We start from the raw sequence: 17,757 nt of genomic DNA on the forward strand, positions 1-17,757 counted from the left end.
AATTCGTAGTCACTGCTCCATAATTGTATGAATCTATACATCCAATTGGCCTGGCTTCCAGCCTACCTGTTGACTCCATTCACTTGCTCTTCGCATGATTTCCCAGATGAACGGTTCCTTAGCCTCCACATAATGATGCCGATCCTGTTCATATTGATCCTTGAGCTTATATTTTATCGCGGCATAGTACTTGGCTTCATTCGCATGTTGTCTGAGATAGTCTCGAAATAGCAATGCAAATTGTTCGCCGAAGCTCCCTTGTTCTCGCACATGAATGTGAGTTCTTCGCATGCCTTCACTTTCCCGAAAATACCGTTTCGTCCGTTCTGGATTGTCGCTGCGAAAGACATAACCGATGTTCTGCATCGGTTCTTGATACACTTGTAAGGGTTCAAAAGAAGACACTGAAATCTGAATATCAATAATAGGTTTCGCATCTAATTCGATGACCGAGGTTGAACCGATATGATCGATACGCAGGGCTACATCTTGCAGCGCATGGCGGAGCCGTGTTCCAATATCTCTAAATTCTTCAGTCCAATGTGGATCATAAGGCGTGATCAGAATGGGTTCAGCCATGTTCTCCCTCCTCTCTTTGCCTTATCATCATTTCGTGCGCCAGACGATAGAGATCCGCAAGATCTGTACGACCGATATCCTCAAATCGTCGCACAGCTTCCGTATAATCCACGAGCTCGACCGCGATAACTTGTTCACCATCCGGCGGATTCAACGGCGTGCTAACGATTTTCACTTCCCCTACACCAACCACGCGGATAAAATAAGGATGCGGAATATGCGGTCTATATGGGAGAGCCGCATTTGACTTGCAGTGGAAATGACCGAAGATATGATAAGATATCAGCTCAGCTCCGATTTCTTCCCGCAATTCACGCGCAAGTGCATGCATATAATGCTCGTAAGGTTCTAAGGTCCCCCCGATCAGCTCCCATAAGCCGGAATCAATCTTCATAACGACATATTTATCGCCAACGGTCGGAATGATGCTAATATTGCTAATCAACGATTCGTCATCTACAGCTTCAACCGAAAAACGGGCTTTAACCGGCCCCCAGACAATCGGTTGGGATAATGCAGCTAAATGTTTAATAGTAGGGTTCGTCATGTTATGTTTCCTTTATAGATGTATGTAATAAGTATAGAATACGGGGATCAAGATAAAGAACACGGCGCAGCCCAACATGATTCTCGTCATCTTGCGAGATAACTTCTCTTGTCCATCATGCGTAAACCACCCTGAGAACTGCAAACGATTGCGGTACCAAACCAGAAATAACATGAAATTCCCAACAAAGAGAGGAAAATGAAATTCCCCATACCAATGGAACAAGGGTTCGTAAAACGAGCGTTCAAGATTCGTGACGATCGACACGAAGAAGAACATCATGATTATGATCCGTAGGAATTCCAACAGCATCAAGACGATTTTTTTCATCATGTGCCGCTCAATATGGATTTCTACTTGTTTTTTCATGGATATAGATATCTAATGCTCGAATCCCGCGTTTAAGCAACTGAATCAACAAGATAAGCGCGTATACGCCAAGTACGAGAATAACGAAATATATCAAATAAATGAATATTCCACCATAACTAATTAGCGACCAAGGCCCTATCACTGAAAAACTACTCATATTTCACCCATCCTTACGTATCATATTCGTCTGATGACTTTCTCCAGACCCCGTCAGAACAAAATTCAAATCCTGCCCGCTCGTAGAATTCACGATGCTTCTCTTGATAAGTTACTGTGACAATCCCAATGTCCCGCTTCTCTGCTTCAAGAAGTAATGTTCGAACAAGTTGCTCTCCGATTCCCGAACGTTGGTAATTGGGATGAACGATAATATCTTCGATATATCCGTGCTCCAGACCCGGCCCCGCCATATACCCAAATGCGATTAATTCTCCATGTTCATCCCGCATCCCTGCCCAGAACAAACACAATTCAAACAGTCTCGGAAAATCCTGATCTCTGCGCGCCCAACCCACTTCAGCTCTAAGCTTTGGGACCTCATGCTGTTGTATCGCTAGATTTAACTGGATGTCAGAGATTCGATCCATCCCTATCCCTTCTCCCCGATAAAATGAAAGGTTTGCTCCGTCCATGCGGTGTCGTGGTATGCTCTGTCAATGCCAGACTTTTGGACAGCTTCCTTCGATACATGCTTAAGTTTCATGGACACCGAAAATTCATGGACGTACGGGAAAGGAGCAACCTGGACAACTCGCTCATTCACCCAATGGGCGATCATCCGTTCTTCACGATCCAGCGTGACATCAAATCCATCCCGAAACCATGGGTGCTCCTCTTTTTTGCTAACACCTGGTTCGTTCAAGCTAACATATAGGGAAAGATCGTCACAGCATTTCAACAGCTGAGAATGTCGATGAATGACATCCTGCTCCGGCATCTGGATTTGATTCTGAATGGAAGCTTGTCTCTTCTTCTCGTATCGTACAAACTCTACACACTCTGGTAAATCCGATTCCCGTATCGGTTGAAACGAAGCAAAATGTACGCTAGACAAGTAACTTGCATACGCGCTCATCTCTTGAATTTCATCGATACCGAACCGATAAAACATCATTTTGGGCTGTATGGGATAGTCATCGAAACCAAATGGTGCGTGTGACTGGTCATTCCATATCGGCATGGCATCTAATTTGATCCAACAACGATCATGCTCTCGGATCGCAAGCAGAACATCACTGGCATATTCCGAATTTAAATACAGAGATGGTTTCAAATAGGCTGCCATATCGGCGGCCAAATGTGCGTGGTCGTTCTGTGTAATCATCGTAAAATGAGTTGCTGTTTCACGAATAATCATGATCTTCACTCCTCTATGCTAGTTGCTAGTTCATTTCTCGCCAATTCAATTCATTACCCGTAACGGTTACTGTTGAACCGCGAGTCCTACTCGAACATGGCATTCGCTTCTTTCTGAATATATTTCATATAATGAAGAGCATCGGATCTACGTTGGGATTTAGACGCATACATGGATTTCTTCACGCCTCTTCTCACACGTAATGCTTCTTGAAGAATCTTATGCCATCGCTCGGGAACGATCAGTAACGCATACTCGCCGGCTCGAGCCTTGCTTGTAATCTGATGTTCTCGGAAGGTATAGAACAGCCTTGTAATTCCTAGAACTCCCCATTCTACCTCACTACTTCGAAAATAAAGAGCTGCAGACTTGAGAGACAGATGTTTCTCCGATTGAACGATCCAACGCTGCCAATAGGTATTTAAATTCGCATACATCAGCGAGATAAGTTGACCCCAATCAACTGTGAAAGCAAGATCGCTTGCTTCCGGCCCTATAATCGTGATTCCTGTATGCTTGAGTTCATACCAAGTCACTAGATTGCATTCGAAATATCCAGCAGCAGTCAGCTTACCGTCACAGTAAAAAGGATAGGGGGTAATCTCTTCCTGCAGCTTGCCCAGATCTTCCCACGTGACGTAGATTCCATTCAGGTTCGGCTTCGGAAATTTTCTCTCCACCAGGCGGTGAACTTGTTCCACATGACGGATACCATCCGGGTTCAATCTTTGGTCTGTAACGGCAATAAAATCGATATCGCTAAGTTCAAGGGAGTAATCCCCCAGCGCGATCGATCCATAAATGTAAAATCCCTGCAAAGGAAGCTCTTTTTGCACCATGCTTATATATTCATATAGGATCGTCTGAATACGCGGATGTAATTTCGCAGTCATCAAGACCACTCCCATCTTATCTTTCAATAGGTAACTGAGTTACGGTGAATTGGTATGGTTATTCATGTAAGCGATTACGAATCTGACAATAAATCTATGACATCCAACATCAACTGCGGTCGACTCAATCGTCCCCACACTCCCTTATTATACCATTCCTGATTTGCCATCTTCGGTGATTTCTTGAACAATTTTACACGTTTCCAACCTATTAGCGATTAGCCCAAAAGACAGACCTCCATGTGAGAGCTCTGTCTCATGTAAGAACGAATCATGACGTCTTTAACCTAGCATTTGCAGATCATAAGCATGTTCCCGTCTGGATCCTCGAAGTTAAACCAATGCCCATGCTCAATTGGCGTCAGCAGCTTGACTTGATGCTTCTGCATGAATTCATAAGCTTCTTCGATATGCTCCGTATTGAAATGGAAAGCTGGCGTCTGAAAGGTTCTACCCGGAGCGTAGATCTTGCTATCAAGAACGACTCCTGTACCCAACATGGGTAAAATATAAAGATGACCGTGCAAAATATCCCCTTCCACAGGTAAGCCCAATATATTGGAATACCAATCTCTAGCTTGTTCGATATCTTGAACTGGGATAAATATCGCACCCACTTGATTCAGAATTGGACTAGACATATCGCTGACCTCCATTTTTCATAATGTGTATCTCCCGCAATACATGCTTTTAATCTCCATGTTCCTTCGAACGTTCTTGATAGGCCTGATTACCCTCGATAAGAGATCTCTTAAAGGGTTTGTGAAATAGACATCCAAGCCCTACAACCAACACAACAAGACCGCCGACAAATGTGAAATTGGTAATACTCCATAATCCTGATGGTGTCAGATCCCGAAGGGCTGTCATATCCGATACCTTCCCCTGAAAGGATACGAATACAAGAATTTTCTCTAATCCACTTAGACTCATGAGGAACATTCCCGCGAGCAGAAGAGAAAGTCCGATACTTCGCATGTAAAGTCATCACTCCTTTTTTACAATACTTTCGGGTGAATGGATTAGGATTGGTTGTTACCAGACTATCGCTTTGGAACTTTCTAACTCAAACACCTCTAGAAATATACGATACAAGATACTGCAATTCAGATCTCCGCCACAGAACGCAGGGGATAAAGCAACCGTGATCATGTCATAAGGATATAGTTGTCTTAGAAACCGCAGCTCTTCCCTGATTTGGGTCTCTGAGACGAGCCCAGGATCATCAAAATCATCGGGATGTAATTTAAATACATCTAAATCCAAATCCAGAATGACGGAATGATGATCATCCATACGCAATGAATGGACGGGGTGTCGATCCATATACATCATAAAATCGCGGATACCGTCAAATCGCTTTCCCTGATACGACCTCTTCTGAAGCAAGTCGCGAACGGGCCGCATTTGCTCACCCTCTAAATTCCATGATGACACATCAAACGGATCGGAATCATCCACAACGGTGGGACTCACATAGAGGATGTGATCTAGCGCTCCTGTTGCAAATCCCGCCCAAATGAAATTATCGATTTCGAGCTGTTCAGTTACGGTCATAATATCCTCATCATGCCGGATCGTATGGAGTCCTTCTGCAAGTACGCCATCCCAGGTATCGTCTAAATGTGCGTCCACATGTAATAGTGTCGCCTGTTCCTTTAACTTCCCGGAGCGTCTCCCTATTTCCCAAGCTGCAAACGCCCACTGATGATTTCTTGATATGTATACTTGTTGATCTGGAAAACAGACCCTATAATCATGTGCCCACATATGTATGCTCCTCTGTCTTGATGTTTTAACGAATCAATGTGTTCTTCATGCGATCAGATTTCAAAAAATACGGCCAATAAAACAAATGAGTTGATGGAGTCAAGCGCGTTCATGAACAAGCCATGTTTTGGCATCTTCAGGATCTTTGAAAAACTGCACAGGCAGGGTTATTCCTGCCTTTTTTAATAGTTTCTTGCACCGATATACATTCGAAAATGATAATCCAACGATAGACAGTTTCACCAGTTGTTCTTGTATTCTCAACAAGAAATCTACGAATACGACGAGACCTTCCTGTTTCAAATCCGTCTTATAGAAATCTACCCAAACCCTTAATTGCTTGTGCGTAGATCGAATGAATTCTTCTTCGGCAATCATCACCTTTAAGAAATCATCATACCGCTGATACATACTTCCGAACTTAAGACAGTGGATTTCTCCCCCTTTGTAATAATAGGGGAACATCGAACCTCCTGGAGATTTCCTATTCAGCACCCTCTTGGCCTCCTATATCTTCATCCTTCACTCTCTTGACTCTTCCTTACCCAGCGTGGTATTCTTCGTACTCACAAGGAGGCGATGATAGGATGGAATTACTACAATTTCAGCAGCAAGATTGTCCAGCCATGTATAGGAACCAAATTCTTACGCTCATGCAACAAGAATGGCCCCATGCTTTTGAAAATCAGCAGATCTGTTGGCCAGAAGTCGAAGCAACGCATCCCATATCGCTTGTGCTCATTGAAGATCATACGGTTATTAGCCATGTTGGTGTGCCATCGACCAATATCCAGCACCAAGGCTTGAGCTACAAAGCCTTTGGCCTTAGCGAAGTGATGACTCATCCCTCTTACCGTAGACAAGGCTTAGGCATGCGACTTTTACGCGAAGCCATGGTATTGATTCGCCAACATGAACCCGATATTAGTATTTTCACCTGTTCGCCAGCGCTTCAGCCCTTCTATATGCAGGGTGGTTGGACTCCTATGATGAAGACATGTCTTGTAGGCGGAACACGGGAGAAACCCTTTCGAAGCGATGCTCTTGGGATCATCACCATGATGCAATTTTTCTCTGAGAAGGCTCAAGCCTCTCGTCATTTATTTGAAGAAACCGATGTGTACATCGAGTTGGGGGAAAGAAAATTATGGTGATTGACATATTGTTACACTCCTCTCCATGACACTTGTTCACGTTAAGGTTTCGTAGCCGTCCATATGTAACGGTAATCTTGAACCACGATCTTGCCATCTACTGTGTTCTCTTCGATTTTTTGCTTCAGCTCGTCTTGATATTCAGGCAGTGCGTAATTCGGATGACCTGGTATCCCCGAAATGAATTTCGTGTACTCTGCTTCATTCGGAAAGTGGAACAAACCGTCTTTAAATTCTCTAATGGTTATATTTTGGAAGCCGTTCTCTGTTAACCTATCTAGAACTAAGTCGAGTGCACCCGAGTGAATACCAAAAATTCGTCCGCCTGACCGAAGAATTCGTGGATGTTGAATAATCGATGTTGGCCCTCTCCGGTCATAGATCAGATCAAATTGTTCATCCTTAAAAGGTAACTCCTGCTTCGTTGTCGCATAAACAAATTCGATGTTGGAAACACTCGATTCCTCCAATAAGGCCTTGGCAATGCGAATCAATTCACTTGAATTGTCAAAGCCAACCAACGATTTCGCGTGAAGAGCCATTTTCAGCGTAAACTCCCCATGACCACAACCCGCATCAAGAACTGTATAATATTGTGACAACAAACCGACCAGTTCCTCTTCAAAAATCTGTTCACCAGAAATACCTTCATATGTATATACAGCATCATTTTTGTAACCGCCATTTCGCCTCGCGATCGCATCATACCAATCGATTCCCATCCTTTGCCCTCCTTTCAATATGAATTTTCTAGTTTTGTTAACCTTAATTTTGTTCCTCCATATATTTTTTTGGCTTTGGCTTGAGCAGGAAAGGAAGTATCGATTCCCCCATCTGTCCAATAGGCAACCCGCTCCCCTACTTTTAACTTCGCCCGTGTACTTAACCATATCGCCTGCCCCTGATAATTGTCTGCCAGCTCTTGCCATGACTTCCCAAGGTCGTCTACCTCAACAGAATCTAGTATCAGGACTTTGCCAGCTTTAATCGAAAAAACTGTACCCACGCCATCCGCATCCAGAAGCTGTTTCTCCCCCGTACCCACAGCCTTCAAATACCGTCCATCTTCAACTTCCAACGCGATACCGTCTTTCTGGGATATCCCTTTAATCGCATATAATTTCGTACCTTTGGGATACGCGTTGGAGAACCCATTTGAGACCGACGAACTTTCCCGATCCGAGAAGCGCTTTATCTTCCCTATTCGCTGTTCAATATCCGTACGCGGCACTTCTTCGCTTGTAATTTTATAGTTCACATCATCCCACTTAACGAATGGGTAAGCCCAAGATGCCATTGTGCTGCCGGAACAGCCAGAACATAAGATCAAGCAGATGAGAAAAAGGATTGGTAGTTCCTTTTTCAAGGATCTCTTCATGAACGAGCCACCTTCGTTATGCGTAAATAGATGCGTTGTTCTTTCCATTCGGTTCAATGACACCCCACATATTTCCGTTCAGATCTATAAATTTAAGAACCCATCCGAAACCTTCGTTTTGGAAAAACGTGATTTCGACGTTATGGTTTTTCAAATGATCATGAAGCGCTTGGATTTGACTCGTGGCATACAACAACACAGGCATCGTCTGACCTTGATACGTGAAATTCGCATGCGTATCTTCTTGCGTTTCCCATAACATGAGCATAGGTCCTTCGGGAAGGGTAAGGAAGGCATGATCCTGACCGCTTTGTTCATGGGATGTAAAACCAAGATGCTGAACGTACCACGCAATCGACTCATCTAGATCTCGCACGGGAATTTGCATATGTTCCAATTTCTCAAGGATTGCTGGCATCGTTCATTCCTCCTATAAGCTGAGGTATCTTTCTTTAATAATGCGTAAATGATGAAGTTCATGTCCAGCAATGATGTAAGGAAGCGCGCGAGCTGACGTATCATGACCATTCGTATTTCCGATCCGTTGCCACGCCTCGTCGTCAATTCCGCGACACAATGACAGTGTAGAGCGACGTACAATTTCGTACTCCTCCACCAGGCCCGAGATACTCTGCGATCCGAAATTTGCACCCAGCATATAGTCCTCTTCGTCGAACCCTGGGAGCAAACCTTTCTCTCCCCTAGCGAGGCACAAAAGCCGGTAACTCATGACGCGTTCCGTGTCTGACATATGACCTAAAACTTCCTTCAGACTCCATTTGCCTTCGGCATAGCGGAAATTCAATTGTTCTTCTGTTAATGAAGAAAATAAGCTGATCGTCTTCGCCAACTGGCTGTCTAGCAAATCTAGCACATGTCCTTCAGGCACCAATTCAATATAAGGTCCAAAATAATATGGAAATTCATTTTCTACGGGTCGTTGCAGCATCTTCATTCTCCTTTTTATTATGTAATCAGTATTGCTAATCAAGAAAAGAGAGCATGCAGCTCTCTCATCGTTAGCGTATAGATGTTATATATTTTACAGCAGTAGCCTATATTTGGAAATGGTTTTATAAATTTTAAGGTCCACTATTATTCATTCAAGTAGGTCGTTGCACGGTTCTGGATCAGCTTCGCCACTTCATCCGCCGATTTTTGACCGCTGAAAAAAGATTTGGACTCCTCTACGATAATAGACAGCACTTTGTCGTCTGTCTTAGCAAAGCGATTCGCTGATTCAATAAGCTGTTTGAGCTCAGCAAAGTGTCTTTCTGTGATCGGGATTGCTGCTCCTGTTGAAAGCTTATATTCTCCATTTTTCACTTGATTCTGAGTCTCGTTAAGCAGCTTTTCATTGACAGATTTCAGGAGCGAGAACCCCTCCCTCTCCTGCAATGATTGTGCTTCTTCCGACATTAAGAAAGCAATGAACTTCCATGCTTCCTCTTTTACCGGTGAATTGGCTTGGATGCCAAGTTGATTGGGAACTAAAAACGTAGTTCCCTCTGTTTCTCCTTCTGAATGAGGCGTTGGCAGCAGCTTCGGATTCGAGTAGAAGTTGAACGCTCCTTGAACCACATCCAATGGGGAGAATAAATAGGTAGAGCCGAACAACTGGTTGCTCTGTTTTGCAGCATTCGCCGTTATGATCCGTTCATCGTACATTTTTTGAATTTGCTGCATGGTTTGCACGAACAGGGGGGAATCAAATTTCGCCTTCCGGTTCTCCCGATCGATGAAATCGGCGTTATTATTTTGCACCAATATTTGAAGGAATTGTTCAGGCGGGTAATTCGCTAAGGCATAGCGATCACCGCTGAGGTTAGCTGTTTGCATGAACTTCCGCGAGATGTCTTCGAACTGCTTCCAATCCCAGTTCTTCTCGTCAACCTTTACGGTCTTCTCCAGGATGTCTCCATCCCCAATAAAAGTCCCAACGTAGAACGCGGAAGGTATCGTATATAAGCCGCCGTTCAGCTTCATGGCATCCAATATATTTGTATTCAAATCGCTCTTGTTCAACGATGGGTCTTGTTCTAACATGTCGTTCATATCTACAAGAAGCTTTTTATTCACATATTTGCTTACAGGTAAATCGCTCATCTCGATGATATCAGCGCCTTTTCCCGATAATATCGAAGAATTCGTCGTTTTGATATATTTTTCGAAATCGCCTTCCCCCCATTCCTCATCCTTTTGAATAAACGGTACGATTTGCAGGTCGATATCCGGGTATTTTTGCTCAAATTTTTTCTCTGTCGCTTCGTAGAATGCGTCCGAATATTTTACACTGAAGGTGACAACCGTCTTTCCCTCGTTCGATTTCGGTTTCTCCTTTTTCGCATCATTCCCGCTGCCGCCAGCTCCACATGCGGCCGTTGCCGCTAACAACATGCACATCAATCCCATAAATAGTCGCTTTTTCACCGTATAACGCCTCTCTTCTCTCTTATATTTAGCTATTGCAGACGTACGCGATTGCCTTCCTGTAAAGGCTCACTGCTCTCTAGAATGATCAAATCATTCAAGTTAAGGTCTCGCGACTCTATCATCGTTTCTTTGTCATTGGTTTCACTCGATTGAATTCGTACTTTTCGTACTACAAAATCATTACCCAACGCGCCCTTCCGCTCTTCGATTTTGTATAGGAACTTGCCTTCGCGATCCTGATGAATCGCTTCATTGGTAGTCATCTGCCCCTCTTGACGCGAGTGTTTGGTGAGTTTGACAAATGCCTCTTCACCACCTTTCAGCTCGGAGTCCACGACTTTCACGCGAACAACCTTCTGTGCGATCGTTACCGTCATCTTTGACGTTTGGTTAGCCGAGTTGTCCATGCGCGGCGCGGCATCCGTTATTTCATGAACGGTACCTTCGATGACTTTTGCCTGCTGACCTGACTGCGGACGTACTTCGACCTGCACCTTCTCCTCCATCGCAATTCCCAAGCTAGACAACAAGGACGCATCGACCAGTAACTCAAACTGGTACCCTCGACGGTTGTTCGTAATGAGAACATCCGGTTCTCCCGTTGAGGTCATTCCCTCGACGGCATTCAGTGTCGTGACGACACCGTCGTAAGGTGATGTAATCTTTTTTTGATTTGCCAGACGGTCTTTTAATTCGTTCAATTTTCGTTCCTGTACGCCGAGATCGAGTTTGCGCATTTCGATATCTCGACTTGCACTCCGAAGCTTCGTTTCATCCCCATCCGTTGCCGCTTCGATGTAACGATCTTGTATATTTTGCAGATCAATCTTTTGCTTTTCCCATTGCGCTGCTTCATCCTGCAATTCCCGTTCGGCGGACTTGCTGTCGTATGTGATCAGCGTTTGCCCTTTCTTCACGCGATCTCCTTCTTTCACAGCAATCGCGCTCACTTTCCAGCCGGCAGGATTCGAAAGCTTAGCTTCTGCTATCGGCAGCAGGGCACCGCTTCCCTCAAACGTATGTACAAGACTGCCCATCACCAACTTTTCCGTCCTCACTTTCGGCAATACGAGGGCTTGCAGCGTGTTGCTGTATAGCGTAAAAAACAATAACAACCCGATAAATATACTGAAAACTATTTGAATGTTTCGTTTTCGCCGGCGTTTTTCAGGCTCGTCGTTTAGCCCTATTTCCACTTCTTCTGCCTCCTAACCGTTAGAACTACCCTTTGATACCGGACAATTGGATTCCTTCGATAAAATAAGATTCCGCATACAGAAACAACAGCACCATCGGCGTCATATACAGCATCGATGCAGCAAATGCAACTCCTAGCTCATCCAGACTAATTCTCGATAAATAAACCGATAGCGGCTGCTTGAATGGATCGTCCAGGAAAACAAGCGGTTGTTCTACCATATTCCAATAATCAACGAACAATAGGACAACAAGTGCAGCAATCCCTGGTTGGATCATCGGAACAATAATCGAATAAAAAATCTTGATATGGCCAGCCCCGTCTATTTTGGCCGCTTCGATATAGGTATACGGGATATGTATCATAAACTGTCGAAGCATGAACACGCCGAATGCCGCGAAAATACCTGGCAAAATAATCGAACTTGGACTGTTAAGCAGCCCCAATTGATCCGCAATAATGTAATTCGGCACCAACGTCACTTGGAACGGCATAAGCATCGTCAGGACATATACGAGAAACAAGTAGTCTCGGCCACGAAATTGCAGCTTGGAGAACGCGTATGCAGCTAACGCAGCGATGAGTGTCTGCCCTGCAATGATCGGCACCACCATGAATACGGAATTCCAGAACATCATCAGAAACCTTGGGCTATTCACCAATACTTTGCTATACTGCTCCAACGTCACTTGATCCGGCAGCAGCTTCAGATTTACGAATCGATTGATTTCACCAGCAGCCGTTTTGTTCATGTTCCCGATCTGCCCGTAATTGATCCCGATTTCTCGTTCGGTCATTAGCGAATTTGTGAATGTAATCACGATAGGGAACAGTAAAACCACCGCAATGGCAGCCATGACGATTGTTAATAAAGACTTTTGAAATACGTTTGTTCGAAGCACTTGATGACTCCTCTCCCGCTACTCCATAAACTGCCGGAACCGACGATCAAGCGCAAACAAAGCGATCACAATAACTAAAATGCACCCTACCATCATCGTCGCAGCCGCAGTTAATTTCTGAATATCTAACGACATGAACGTATTGTTCATATAATGCTGGAGCATATAAATGCTGTCATGCGGATAATCCCCAGCAATCAAGTACGTCTCCCGGAATACTTTAAACGAATTTATGATCGACATGATCACAACAAAGAACATCGTTGACGTTAGATATACGAGTGTAATCGTGCCGAACTGCCGGAAACGTCCTGCGCCTTCCAATTGAGCGGTTTCGTAATAATCTTTGGGGATTTGCTGCAGTCCTGCCAAAAATAAAATGATGTTATACCCGATGTTCTTCCATAAATAGACGACGATCACAACATTTCGCGCTGCGCCGGTCTTCATCCAATCTACGCGTTCGAATCCGAAATAACTTAGCCAGGCGTTAAGGGAACCGTTCCAATCAAACAGGATTTGCCAGATAACGACGATCGAGGCTACGGGGACGACAAGCGGCAGTACATAAGCAGTTCGGAGCGAATTACGAATGTAAATATTTTGATTCAGGAGCATCGCCAAGCCTAAAGACAACGCAATAATGACTGGAACCGTAACCACCGTAAAAAAGAACGTATTGGACGCCGCTTTACGAAAAGAATCGCTTGCTAGCAGCCCACGATAATTATCCAATCCGACGAACCGACCGTCGACCGCGCTATCCACGAAAGAGTAGCCTACACCGGTCGCAAACGGAATGAGATAAAACATGGAAAATCCAATCACGCTCGGCGCGAGAAACATCCATGCTGCTGTAGCATCCTTGCGTATCCATCTTGTCTTCCTCCTACAAACAAGCCAAAAACCCCATTTCTTCATTTTGCGTTTTCTCCTTCCCTACCTGTACAAGAATAAGAAAAAGTGTTTAAAAAGAAATATGGTAAAAATTAAATTTCCCTTAAATTGATGATTCGTTGAATACCCGTTGAGAGGGTTGAGGGAAATAAAAAAAACAGGAAGCCCTAAATCCAGAGGATTCAAGGCTTCCTGTTTTCTATCTTCTAGGAAGGTTCATATATGCTATAACTTCGTCAAAATTTCCGGACCATTCTCTGTAACGGCAACCGAATGTTCATATTGTACGCAGATCGATTGATCTACCGTTCTCGCTGTCCATCCGTCCATTTCGAGAAAAGCTCTCCAATCTCCTAACGTAAACATAGGTTCGATCGCAAGCACAAGCCCATTCTTAATCAAGGGTCCTGTTCCTTGTCTGCCAAAGTGAGGGACCGGAGGTTCTTCCCAGAGCTCTGCCCCGAGTCCATGACCTGTAAAATCTCTGACATTTCCATATCCATGCTGCTTGGCAATGGTATCGATCGTGTAGCCAATATCGCCGACCCGATTCCCCTCAATAGCCTGAGCTATACCTTGGAATAAGCTCTGGTGGCATACTTCCATGAGCTTACTAATCTCTGGTGCTACGCGGCCCACCGCATAAGTCCAGCCTGAATCGCCATGGAATCCTTGATAGAACGCACCAATATCGATCGTTACGACATCTCCCTCCTGCAGAGGCTCTTTACTCGGGAATCCATGGCAAATCACGTCGTTCTTCGCTACGCAGATGGAAGCCGTAAAGCCATGATGACCCTTGAAGCTGGGTACTGCTCCGCGAGAACGAATGTGATTCTCAACGAGTACATCCAATGTATCCGTTGAGACGCCTGGTTTTATCCGTTCTGCAATTAGCGCATGGCATTCCGCGACGATCCGTCCCGCTTCACGCATAATTTGTAGTTCTTGCTTTGACTTCAAGTTCATGATATATTTCCTCCTGTTTCTTCAATGTCTTATGGAGCACGTAATGATGCCGATTTCGGCACTTCGTCGTACAAAATTTCGCCACTTGGGCACGCTGATAAGGGATGAACCAGTGACCGCATTGCATACAAGTCTGAAGTTCGAGCGTTCCTCTCTCTATTGCTTCTAATAGGCTAAGGATGGCTTCCATATAAATTCTACGCCATTGATCGGGCGGATCTACGAATTCAGATTCAATCCGGACATAGGGTTCCTCTTCGGTATCCGTTGGCGCAATACTTAATTTGAATCTTACTGCTTGGTAGTTCTGAAATGCTTGATTAATACGATGTACGATCTCATCCGACATGTTCCGCTTGGCTTGCACGCTCTTGGCTAGTTGTATCAATAGATCATGAAATTCGTATTCTAAGCTCCCTGGTTCTATTGGATGCGAATGATGCGAAATTTGATTCAATACAGTCAAAAAATAGTTCGGTCGTGAAAGTACGGGACTCATGCCATGACCTCCTCGCAGTTTTATATTCAACGGATTAAATACCTTAATGCGTTTATATCAGATATCAACATCGATGTCAAACTTTACCACGAGAAAGTTCGATGTCAGCAATCATGTTAAAATAAAGAAATCACACAACCCTCATAAAATACAAACATGGAGATGAATTTCATGAAAGTTGGATTTATTGGCACAGGAAATATGGCATCCGCCATTATCAAAGGAATGATTACAAAAGGGTTTTTGCCGCCTTCAGATATCTACGTGTCTAGCTTACAATTGCCTAAATTAAAGAAATTCGCCGAAGAGACCGGTACAACGTTCTGTTCATCCAATGCGGAATTGGTCGCGCAAGTCGATGTCATTATTTTGGCCGTCAAACCGAACCTATTTCAAGAAATTCTGCCGGCTCTACAGCCCATCATTCAAGATCGGAATCCTTTGATCGTGTCTATTGCGGCAGGAGTTTCTCTAGAAAAAATTCAGCGTCTCCTCGGGGACAATCATACGAATTCCATCGTACGGGTGATGCCGAATGTAAATGCGATGATTGGCGAGTCGATGTCTGCCGTAAGTAAAAATGATTATGTTACGCCAGCACAAATGGACTTTGTTCTTGGCATGTTCAATGCTGTCGGACTAGCCATCGAGATTGAAGAGCGTTATTTCAGTATTTTCATTGGAATCGCTGGTAGTGCGCCAGCCTATGCCTATTTATTCATTGATTCATTAGCAAGGGGAGCTCTTAAAGCGGGCATGAACAAGGAGCAAGCCACGCGTATCGCCGCACAAGCCGTATTAGGCAGTGCCAAAATGATTCTGGAATCCAATGAAGCCCCTTGGGTATTAATTGACAAGGTCTGCTCTCCAGGCGGCACGACGATTGCGGGGATTAGTGCACTAGAAGATCGGAATTTCATCTCTACGGTCATGCATGCCGTGGAAGCTACTATCCAGCGGGACGAAGAAATCGCTGCGAAGCAATCCTAAAAAAAAATAAACCCCTCATCCATAGGATGGGGGTTTCTTGCTATACTCATGATTATTGCGTGTGTATCGTATTCCAACGATGACGAAATTTCTCGAGCCGAGGATGCATGCGCTGCGGTTCGGATGAGAGTACGAGTCGAATTTTCACAATCCACGCCTCAAAAGAAGAGAAGGAAGCAAATAAATTTGCAAATTCAGGTGTGACATAGAGAAAATGCGGCGATGGATAGTATTCAGTAAGGTGCCGTAAGGCCGCGTCGATTGGCGTATATTTTTTACGTTTGCCTTCCCATCCTTCGATGTAGACTGACGTTTGATCGTGTTCGCGTTTCCATGCATGTAATCGATCCTCGCGTTTGTAATATGCCTGAACAGGTTCCTTCGACATCCTCCTCACGCTTTCCTCATGCAGCGGATAAAGAACGAATTTCTCAAAAGCATGGTTAACCGCATATTCTGCCGCGATGGTCAATTCCAGATCTGTTGTATGTTCAAATGAATCGTAATAAATCAACGTCCCCTTACGACTCGCCTTAGGCGGTTCATAGCCGAATGGAACCTGATGGTTGCCTCTGCTCACAAGATGATCCCCCTTGAAGTACTTCATGTATTATATTATTCGTCCATATATCCAGATTCATCCTGATGCGAACGAAGAAATCGTAACATCATTTCCGTGCATCTCTTTGCTTCTTCCTCGCGATAATTCGCATGAAACGGATTCATGAATCCGTGTTCTCCCTCAACGACGTGGACTTGTGTCTTTGGATGCGTATTTAATATATGTTGAAGGGCGGTCACATCAAAGGAGGTTTCATGGCTGGCAAAAACCAATAACGTATCACAGGACGGCGTAATATTCGTGTAATCGCGTATACGGGATCCGTAAAAACCAATCATGCCATCCACCCGCAGCCCGCTGCTTAACCAAGCAATCGTAGCCCCTACACTGAAACCGATCATAAATATCCGATGATACCGGCTCCGATAAGGTTCAATAGATGACTCTATTTGGAGAGCAGCGTCTTCCATGCCAATCGTATTTCTAAAATACATAAAGGCTTCTTGATCCTCGGCGTAGGCAAAGGGTTCTCTGTTCAGCATATTCGGAGTCAGCACATCATACCCTTCGGACAACAAAATTCCCTTATAATAGTTGATATGATCGTTCAATCCATAAATCTCATGCAACAGGACAATTAGCGTGTCTGATGATGGGTTCATGACATTGAACTTCTTTCGACTACTGTAAGCTCGTCCCATTCTTCCCGCAGCATCCCCATACGAATGGAATCATAATAGATTCCTTGGTATAATCGACATTTTCGCATTCTTCCCTCAAGAGTCATCCCAACCTTTTCAGCCGCACGCATCATTCGGACGTTCCCTGACCACGTCGTTAATCCGACACGGACTAAGGGTAAGCTCTCAAGTAGGTAGGAGATCCAGATTCGAAGGGCCTCTGTTCCATAACCGCCGTTCCAGTAATTCGAATTGTAAATGACGATTCCGATTTCTAGCCAATTGGAAGGGCGATGCTCCCAATAATAAGATAACGAGCCAATAATTTCACCATCAGATTCGATAATCATTCTTGGAACAGGTTCGCCCTCCGGTACCACACGTTTACTCATCTGTGTTGAATATTCTTCCAAGCTTATACGATCCAGCGGAAAATAGGGAGCATCCCATTTCTTCCATTCAGGCTCTTCTTCCCCATAAATAAGGTTATAGAGGATGGGATAATCTGATGGAGAAATGCTTCTTATGGTGACCTTGTCGCCTTGTAACGTCTGATTTATTTGCATTTATACCTCCA

Annotated in this window: 26 protein-coding genes; 2 read left to right on the plus strand and 24 right to left on the minus strand. The window is 44.3% G+C overall.

The window, feature by feature from the left end; genetic code table 11:
• Positions 1–33 precede the first annotated feature (33 nt).
• The 11 genes from BVG16_RS26925 to BVG16_RS26970 form a co-directional block, all read right to left on the minus strand.
• Entirely contained in the window at positions 34–579 is a 546-nt protein-coding gene (locus BVG16_RS26925; protein ID WP_078502290.1) for a GrpB family protein, read from the minus strand.
• Complete coding sequence (locus tag BVG16_RS26930; RefSeq protein ID WP_078502291.1) at positions 572–1,126, minus strand: NUDIX hydrolase; 555 nt, start codon at positions 1,124–1,126, stop codon at positions 572–574. The genes BVG16_RS26925 and BVG16_RS26930 overlap by 8 nt, the downstream gene beginning before the upstream one ends.
• A gap of 12 nt (positions 1,127–1,138) precedes the next feature.
• Complete coding sequence (locus BVG16_RS26935; RefSeq protein WP_078502292.1) at positions 1,139–1,495, minus strand: hypothetical protein; 357 nt, start codon at positions 1,493–1,495, stop codon at positions 1,139–1,141.
• Positions 1,467–1,655 (minus strand): hypothetical protein, encoded by a 189-nt coding sequence (locus tag BVG16_RS32555; protein ID WP_144027501.1) that lies wholly within the window; start codon positions 1,653–1,655, stop codon positions 1,467–1,469. Before BVG16_RS32555 ends, BVG16_RS26935 begins: the two co-directional genes overlap by 29 nt.
• Before the next feature lie 13 nt (positions 1,656–1,668).
• Positions 1,669–2,085 carry a GNAT family N-acetyltransferase gene (locus tag BVG16_RS26940; protein ID WP_078502293.1) on the minus strand — a complete coding sequence of 139 codons (417 nt, stop codon included), beginning with the start codon at positions 2,083–2,085 and terminating at the stop codon, positions 1,669–1,671.
• Positions 2,086–2,087: 2 nt separating this feature from the next.
• Positions 2,088–2,855: a DUF3891 family protein gene (locus BVG16_RS26945; RefSeq protein WP_078502294.1), complete on the minus strand. Its 768-nt coding sequence runs from the start codon at positions 2,853–2,855 to the stop codon at positions 2,088–2,090.
• 86 nt (positions 2,856–2,941) lie between these two features.
• Entirely contained in the window at positions 2,942–3,748 is an 807-nt protein-coding gene (locus BVG16_RS26950; protein WP_144027502.1) for an aminoglycoside adenylyltransferase domain-containing protein, read from the minus strand.
• A 287-nt stretch (positions 3,749–4,035) separates the two neighbouring features.
• A complete protein-coding gene (locus BVG16_RS26955) occupies positions 4,036–4,389 on the minus strand; it encodes a VOC family protein (protein ID WP_078502296.1) in 354 nt (117 codons plus the stop codon).
• 49 nt (positions 4,390–4,438) lie between these two features.
• On the minus strand, positions 4,439–4,726 hold the full coding sequence (locus BVG16_RS26960; protein WP_078502297.1) for a hypothetical protein: 288 nt from the start codon (positions 4,724–4,726) through the stop codon (positions 4,439–4,441).
• Between the two features lie 57 nt (positions 4,727–4,783).
• Positions 4,784–5,518 (minus strand): peptide arginase family protein, encoded by a 735-nt coding sequence (locus BVG16_RS26965; RefSeq protein WP_078502298.1) that lies wholly within the window; start codon positions 5,516–5,518, stop codon positions 4,784–4,786.
• Between the two features lie 99 nt (positions 5,519–5,617).
• On the minus strand, positions 5,618–6,013 hold the full coding sequence (locus BVG16_RS26970; protein WP_078502299.1) for a hypothetical protein: 396 nt from the start codon (positions 6,011–6,013) through the stop codon (positions 5,618–5,620).
• Positions 6,014–6,105: 92 nt separating this feature from the next.
• Between BVG16_RS26970 and BVG16_RS26975 the strand changes: the two genes are divergently transcribed.
• The gene (locus BVG16_RS26975; RefSeq protein WP_078502300.1) at positions 6,106–6,672 is read left to right on the plus strand and encodes a GNAT family N-acetyltransferase; all 567 of its coding nucleotides are present in this window, start codon (positions 6,106–6,108) and stop codon (positions 6,670–6,672) included.
• Positions 6,673–6,713: 41 nt separating this feature from the next.
• Here the strand turns inward: BVG16_RS26975 and BVG16_RS26980 are convergent, their stop codons facing one another.
• The 10 genes from BVG16_RS26980 to BVG16_RS27025 all read right to left on the minus strand — a co-directional run bounded on the left by BVG16_RS26980 (position 6,714) and on the right by BVG16_RS27025 (position 14,948).
• On the minus strand, positions 6,714–7,394 hold the full coding sequence (locus BVG16_RS26980; protein WP_078502301.1) for a class I SAM-dependent methyltransferase: 681 nt from the start codon (positions 7,392–7,394) through the stop codon (positions 6,714–6,716).
• A gap of 14 nt (positions 7,395–7,408) precedes the next feature.
• Positions 7,409–8,050: a DUF3221 domain-containing protein gene (locus tag BVG16_RS26985; protein ID WP_078502302.1), complete on the minus strand. Its 642-nt coding sequence runs from the start codon at positions 8,048–8,050 to the stop codon at positions 7,409–7,411.
• A 16-nt stretch (positions 8,051–8,066) separates the two neighbouring features.
• The gene (locus tag BVG16_RS26990; RefSeq protein WP_198957542.1) at positions 8,067–8,468 is read right to left on the minus strand and encodes a VOC family protein; all 402 of its coding nucleotides are present in this window, start codon (positions 8,466–8,468) and stop codon (positions 8,067–8,069) included.
• Positions 8,469–8,480: 12 nt separating this feature from the next.
• Positions 8,481–8,999: a DinB family protein gene (locus BVG16_RS26995; RefSeq protein WP_078502303.1), complete on the minus strand. Its 519-nt coding sequence runs from the start codon at positions 8,997–8,999 to the stop codon at positions 8,481–8,483.
• Between the two features lie 146 nt (positions 9,000–9,145).
• Positions 9,146–10,480: an ABC transporter substrate-binding protein gene (locus BVG16_RS27000; RefSeq protein WP_078502304.1), complete on the minus strand. Its 1,335-nt coding sequence runs from the start codon at positions 10,478–10,480 to the stop codon at positions 9,146–9,148.
• 32 nt (positions 10,481–10,512) lie between these two features.
• Positions 10,513–11,679 carry an efflux RND transporter periplasmic adaptor subunit gene (locus tag BVG16_RS27005; protein WP_332888815.1) on the minus strand — a complete coding sequence of 389 codons (1,167 nt, stop codon included), beginning with the start codon at positions 11,677–11,679 and terminating at the stop codon, positions 10,513–10,515.
• Between the two features lie 25 nt (positions 11,680–11,704).
• Entirely contained in the window at positions 11,705–12,538 is an 834-nt protein-coding gene (locus BVG16_RS27010; protein WP_078502412.1) for a carbohydrate ABC transporter permease, read from the minus strand.
• 63 nt (positions 12,539–12,601) lie between these two features.
• Positions 12,602–13,504: a carbohydrate ABC transporter permease gene (locus BVG16_RS27015; RefSeq protein WP_078502305.1), complete on the minus strand. Its 903-nt coding sequence runs from the start codon at positions 13,502–13,504 to the stop codon at positions 12,602–12,604.
• A 201-nt stretch (positions 13,505–13,705) separates the two neighbouring features.
• Positions 13,706–14,452, minus strand: coding sequence for a type I methionyl aminopeptidase (map, locus tag BVG16_RS27020; RefSeq protein ID WP_144027503.1), 747 nt, complete (start codon positions 14,450–14,452; stop codon positions 13,706–13,708).
• The gene (locus tag BVG16_RS27025; protein ID WP_078502307.1) at positions 14,409–14,948 is read right to left on the minus strand and encodes a hypothetical protein; all 540 of its coding nucleotides are present in this window, start codon (positions 14,946–14,948) and stop codon (positions 14,409–14,411) included. The genes map and BVG16_RS27025 overlap by 44 nt, the downstream gene beginning before the upstream one ends.
• A 171-nt stretch (positions 14,949–15,119) precedes the next feature.
• On the opposite strand from BVG16_RS27025, the gene proC reads away from it, so the two are divergent.
• Entirely contained in the window at positions 15,120–15,938 is an 819-nt protein-coding gene (proC, locus tag BVG16_RS27030) for a pyrroline-5-carboxylate reductase (protein WP_078502308.1), read from the plus strand.
• 52 nt (positions 15,939–15,990) lie between these two features.
• On the opposite strand, the gene BVG16_RS27035 is transcribed toward proC, so the two are convergent.
• The 3 genes from BVG16_RS27035 to BVG16_RS27045 are packed head-to-tail and all read right to left on the minus strand — an operon-like array spanning position 15,991 to position 17,746.
• A complete protein-coding gene (locus BVG16_RS27035; RefSeq protein ID WP_233147186.1) occupies positions 15,991–16,518 on the minus strand; it encodes a hypothetical protein in 528 nt (175 codons plus the stop codon).
• Between the two features lie 35 nt (positions 16,519–16,553).
• Positions 16,554–17,162 carry a dienelactone hydrolase family protein gene (locus BVG16_RS27040; protein ID WP_158081807.1) on the minus strand — a complete coding sequence of 203 codons (609 nt, stop codon included), beginning with the start codon at positions 17,160–17,162 and terminating at the stop codon, positions 16,554–16,556.
• Complete coding sequence (locus tag BVG16_RS27045; RefSeq protein ID WP_078502311.1) at positions 17,159–17,746, minus strand: GNAT family N-acetyltransferase; 588 nt, start codon at positions 17,744–17,746, stop codon at positions 17,159–17,161. Before BVG16_RS27045 ends, BVG16_RS27040 begins: the two co-directional genes overlap by 4 nt.
• Between the last annotated feature and the right edge of the window lie 11 nt (positions 17,747–17,757).

Source organism: Paenibacillus selenitireducens, from assembly GCF_002021565.1.
Lineage (GTDB): Bacteria > Bacillota > Bacilli > Paenibacillales > Paenibacillaceae > Paenibacillus_K > Paenibacillus_K selenitireducens.

Coding starts and splice junctions, on each gene's coding strand:
- BVG16_RS26950 (WP_144027502.1), bottom strand. CDS start 3,748: ATGACTGCGAAATTACATCCGCGTATTCAGACGATCCTATATGAATAT.
- BVG16_RS26965 (WP_078502298.1), bottom strand. CDS start 5,518: ATGTGGGCACATGATTATAGGGTCTGTTTTCCAGATCAACAAGTATAC.
- BVG16_RS26955 (WP_078502296.1), bottom strand. CDS start 4,389: ATGTCTAGTCCAATTCTGAATCAAGTGGGTGCGATATTTATCCCAGTT.
- BVG16_RS26995 (WP_078502303.1), bottom strand. CDS start 8,999: ATGCTGCAACGACCCGTAGAAAATGAATTTCCATATTATTTTGGACCT.
- BVG16_RS26945 (WP_078502294.1), bottom strand. CDS start 2,855: ATGATTATTCGTGAAACAGCAACTCATTTTACGATGATTACACAGAAC.
- BVG16_RS27045 (WP_078502311.1), bottom strand. CDS start 17,746: ATGCAAATAAATCAGACGTTACAAGGCGACAAGGTCACCATAAGAAGC.
- BVG16_RS27025 (WP_078502307.1), bottom strand. CDS start 14,948: ATGAGTCCCGTACTTTCACGACCGAACTATTTTTTGACTGTATTGAAT.
- proC (WP_078502308.1), top strand. CDS start 15,120: ATGAAAGTTGGATTTATTGGCACAGGAAATATGGCATCCGCCATTATC.
- BVG16_RS27015 (WP_078502305.1), bottom strand. CDS start 13,504: ATGAAGAAATGGGGTTTTTGGCTTGTTTGTAGGAGGAAGACAAGATGG.
- BVG16_RS26975 (WP_078502300.1), top strand. CDS start 6,106: ATGGAATTACTACAATTTCAGCAGCAAGATTGTCCAGCCATGTATAGG.
- BVG16_RS32555 (WP_144027501.1), bottom strand. CDS start 1,655: ATGAGTAGTTTTTCAGTGATAGGGCCTTGGTCGCTAATTAGTTATGGT.
- BVG16_RS26985 (WP_078502302.1), bottom strand. CDS start 8,050: ATGAAGAGATCCTTGAAAAAGGAACTACCAATCCTTTTTCTCATCTGC.
- BVG16_RS26960 (WP_078502297.1), bottom strand. CDS start 4,726: ATGCGAAGTATCGGACTTTCTCTTCTGCTCGCGGGAATGTTCCTCATG.
- BVG16_RS26925 (WP_078502290.1), bottom strand. CDS start 579: ATGGCTGAACCCATTCTGATCACGCCTTATGATCCACATTGGACTGAA.
- BVG16_RS26980 (WP_078502301.1), bottom strand. CDS start 7,394: ATGGGAATCGATTGGTATGATGCGATCGCGAGGCGAAATGGCGGTTAC.
- BVG16_RS27010 (WP_078502412.1), bottom strand. CDS start 12,538: ATGGCTGCCATTGCGGTGGTTTTACTGTTCCCTATCGTGATTACATTC.
- BVG16_RS26935 (WP_078502292.1), bottom strand. CDS start 1,495: ATGAAAAAACAAGTAGAAATCCATATTGAGCGGCACATGATGAAAAAA.
- BVG16_RS26940 (WP_078502293.1), bottom strand. CDS start 2,085: ATGGATCGAATCTCTGACATCCAGTTAAATCTAGCGATACAACAGCAT.
- BVG16_RS26990 (WP_198957542.1), bottom strand. CDS start 8,468: ATGCCAGCAATCCTTGAGAAATTGGAACATATGCAAATTCCCGTGCGA.
- BVG16_RS27040 (WP_158081807.1), bottom strand. CDS start 17,162: ATGAACCCATCATCAGACACGCTAATTGTCCTGTTGCATGAGATTTAT.
- BVG16_RS26930 (WP_078502291.1), bottom strand. CDS start 1,126: ATGACGAACCCTACTATTAAACATTTAGCTGCATTATCCCAACCGATT.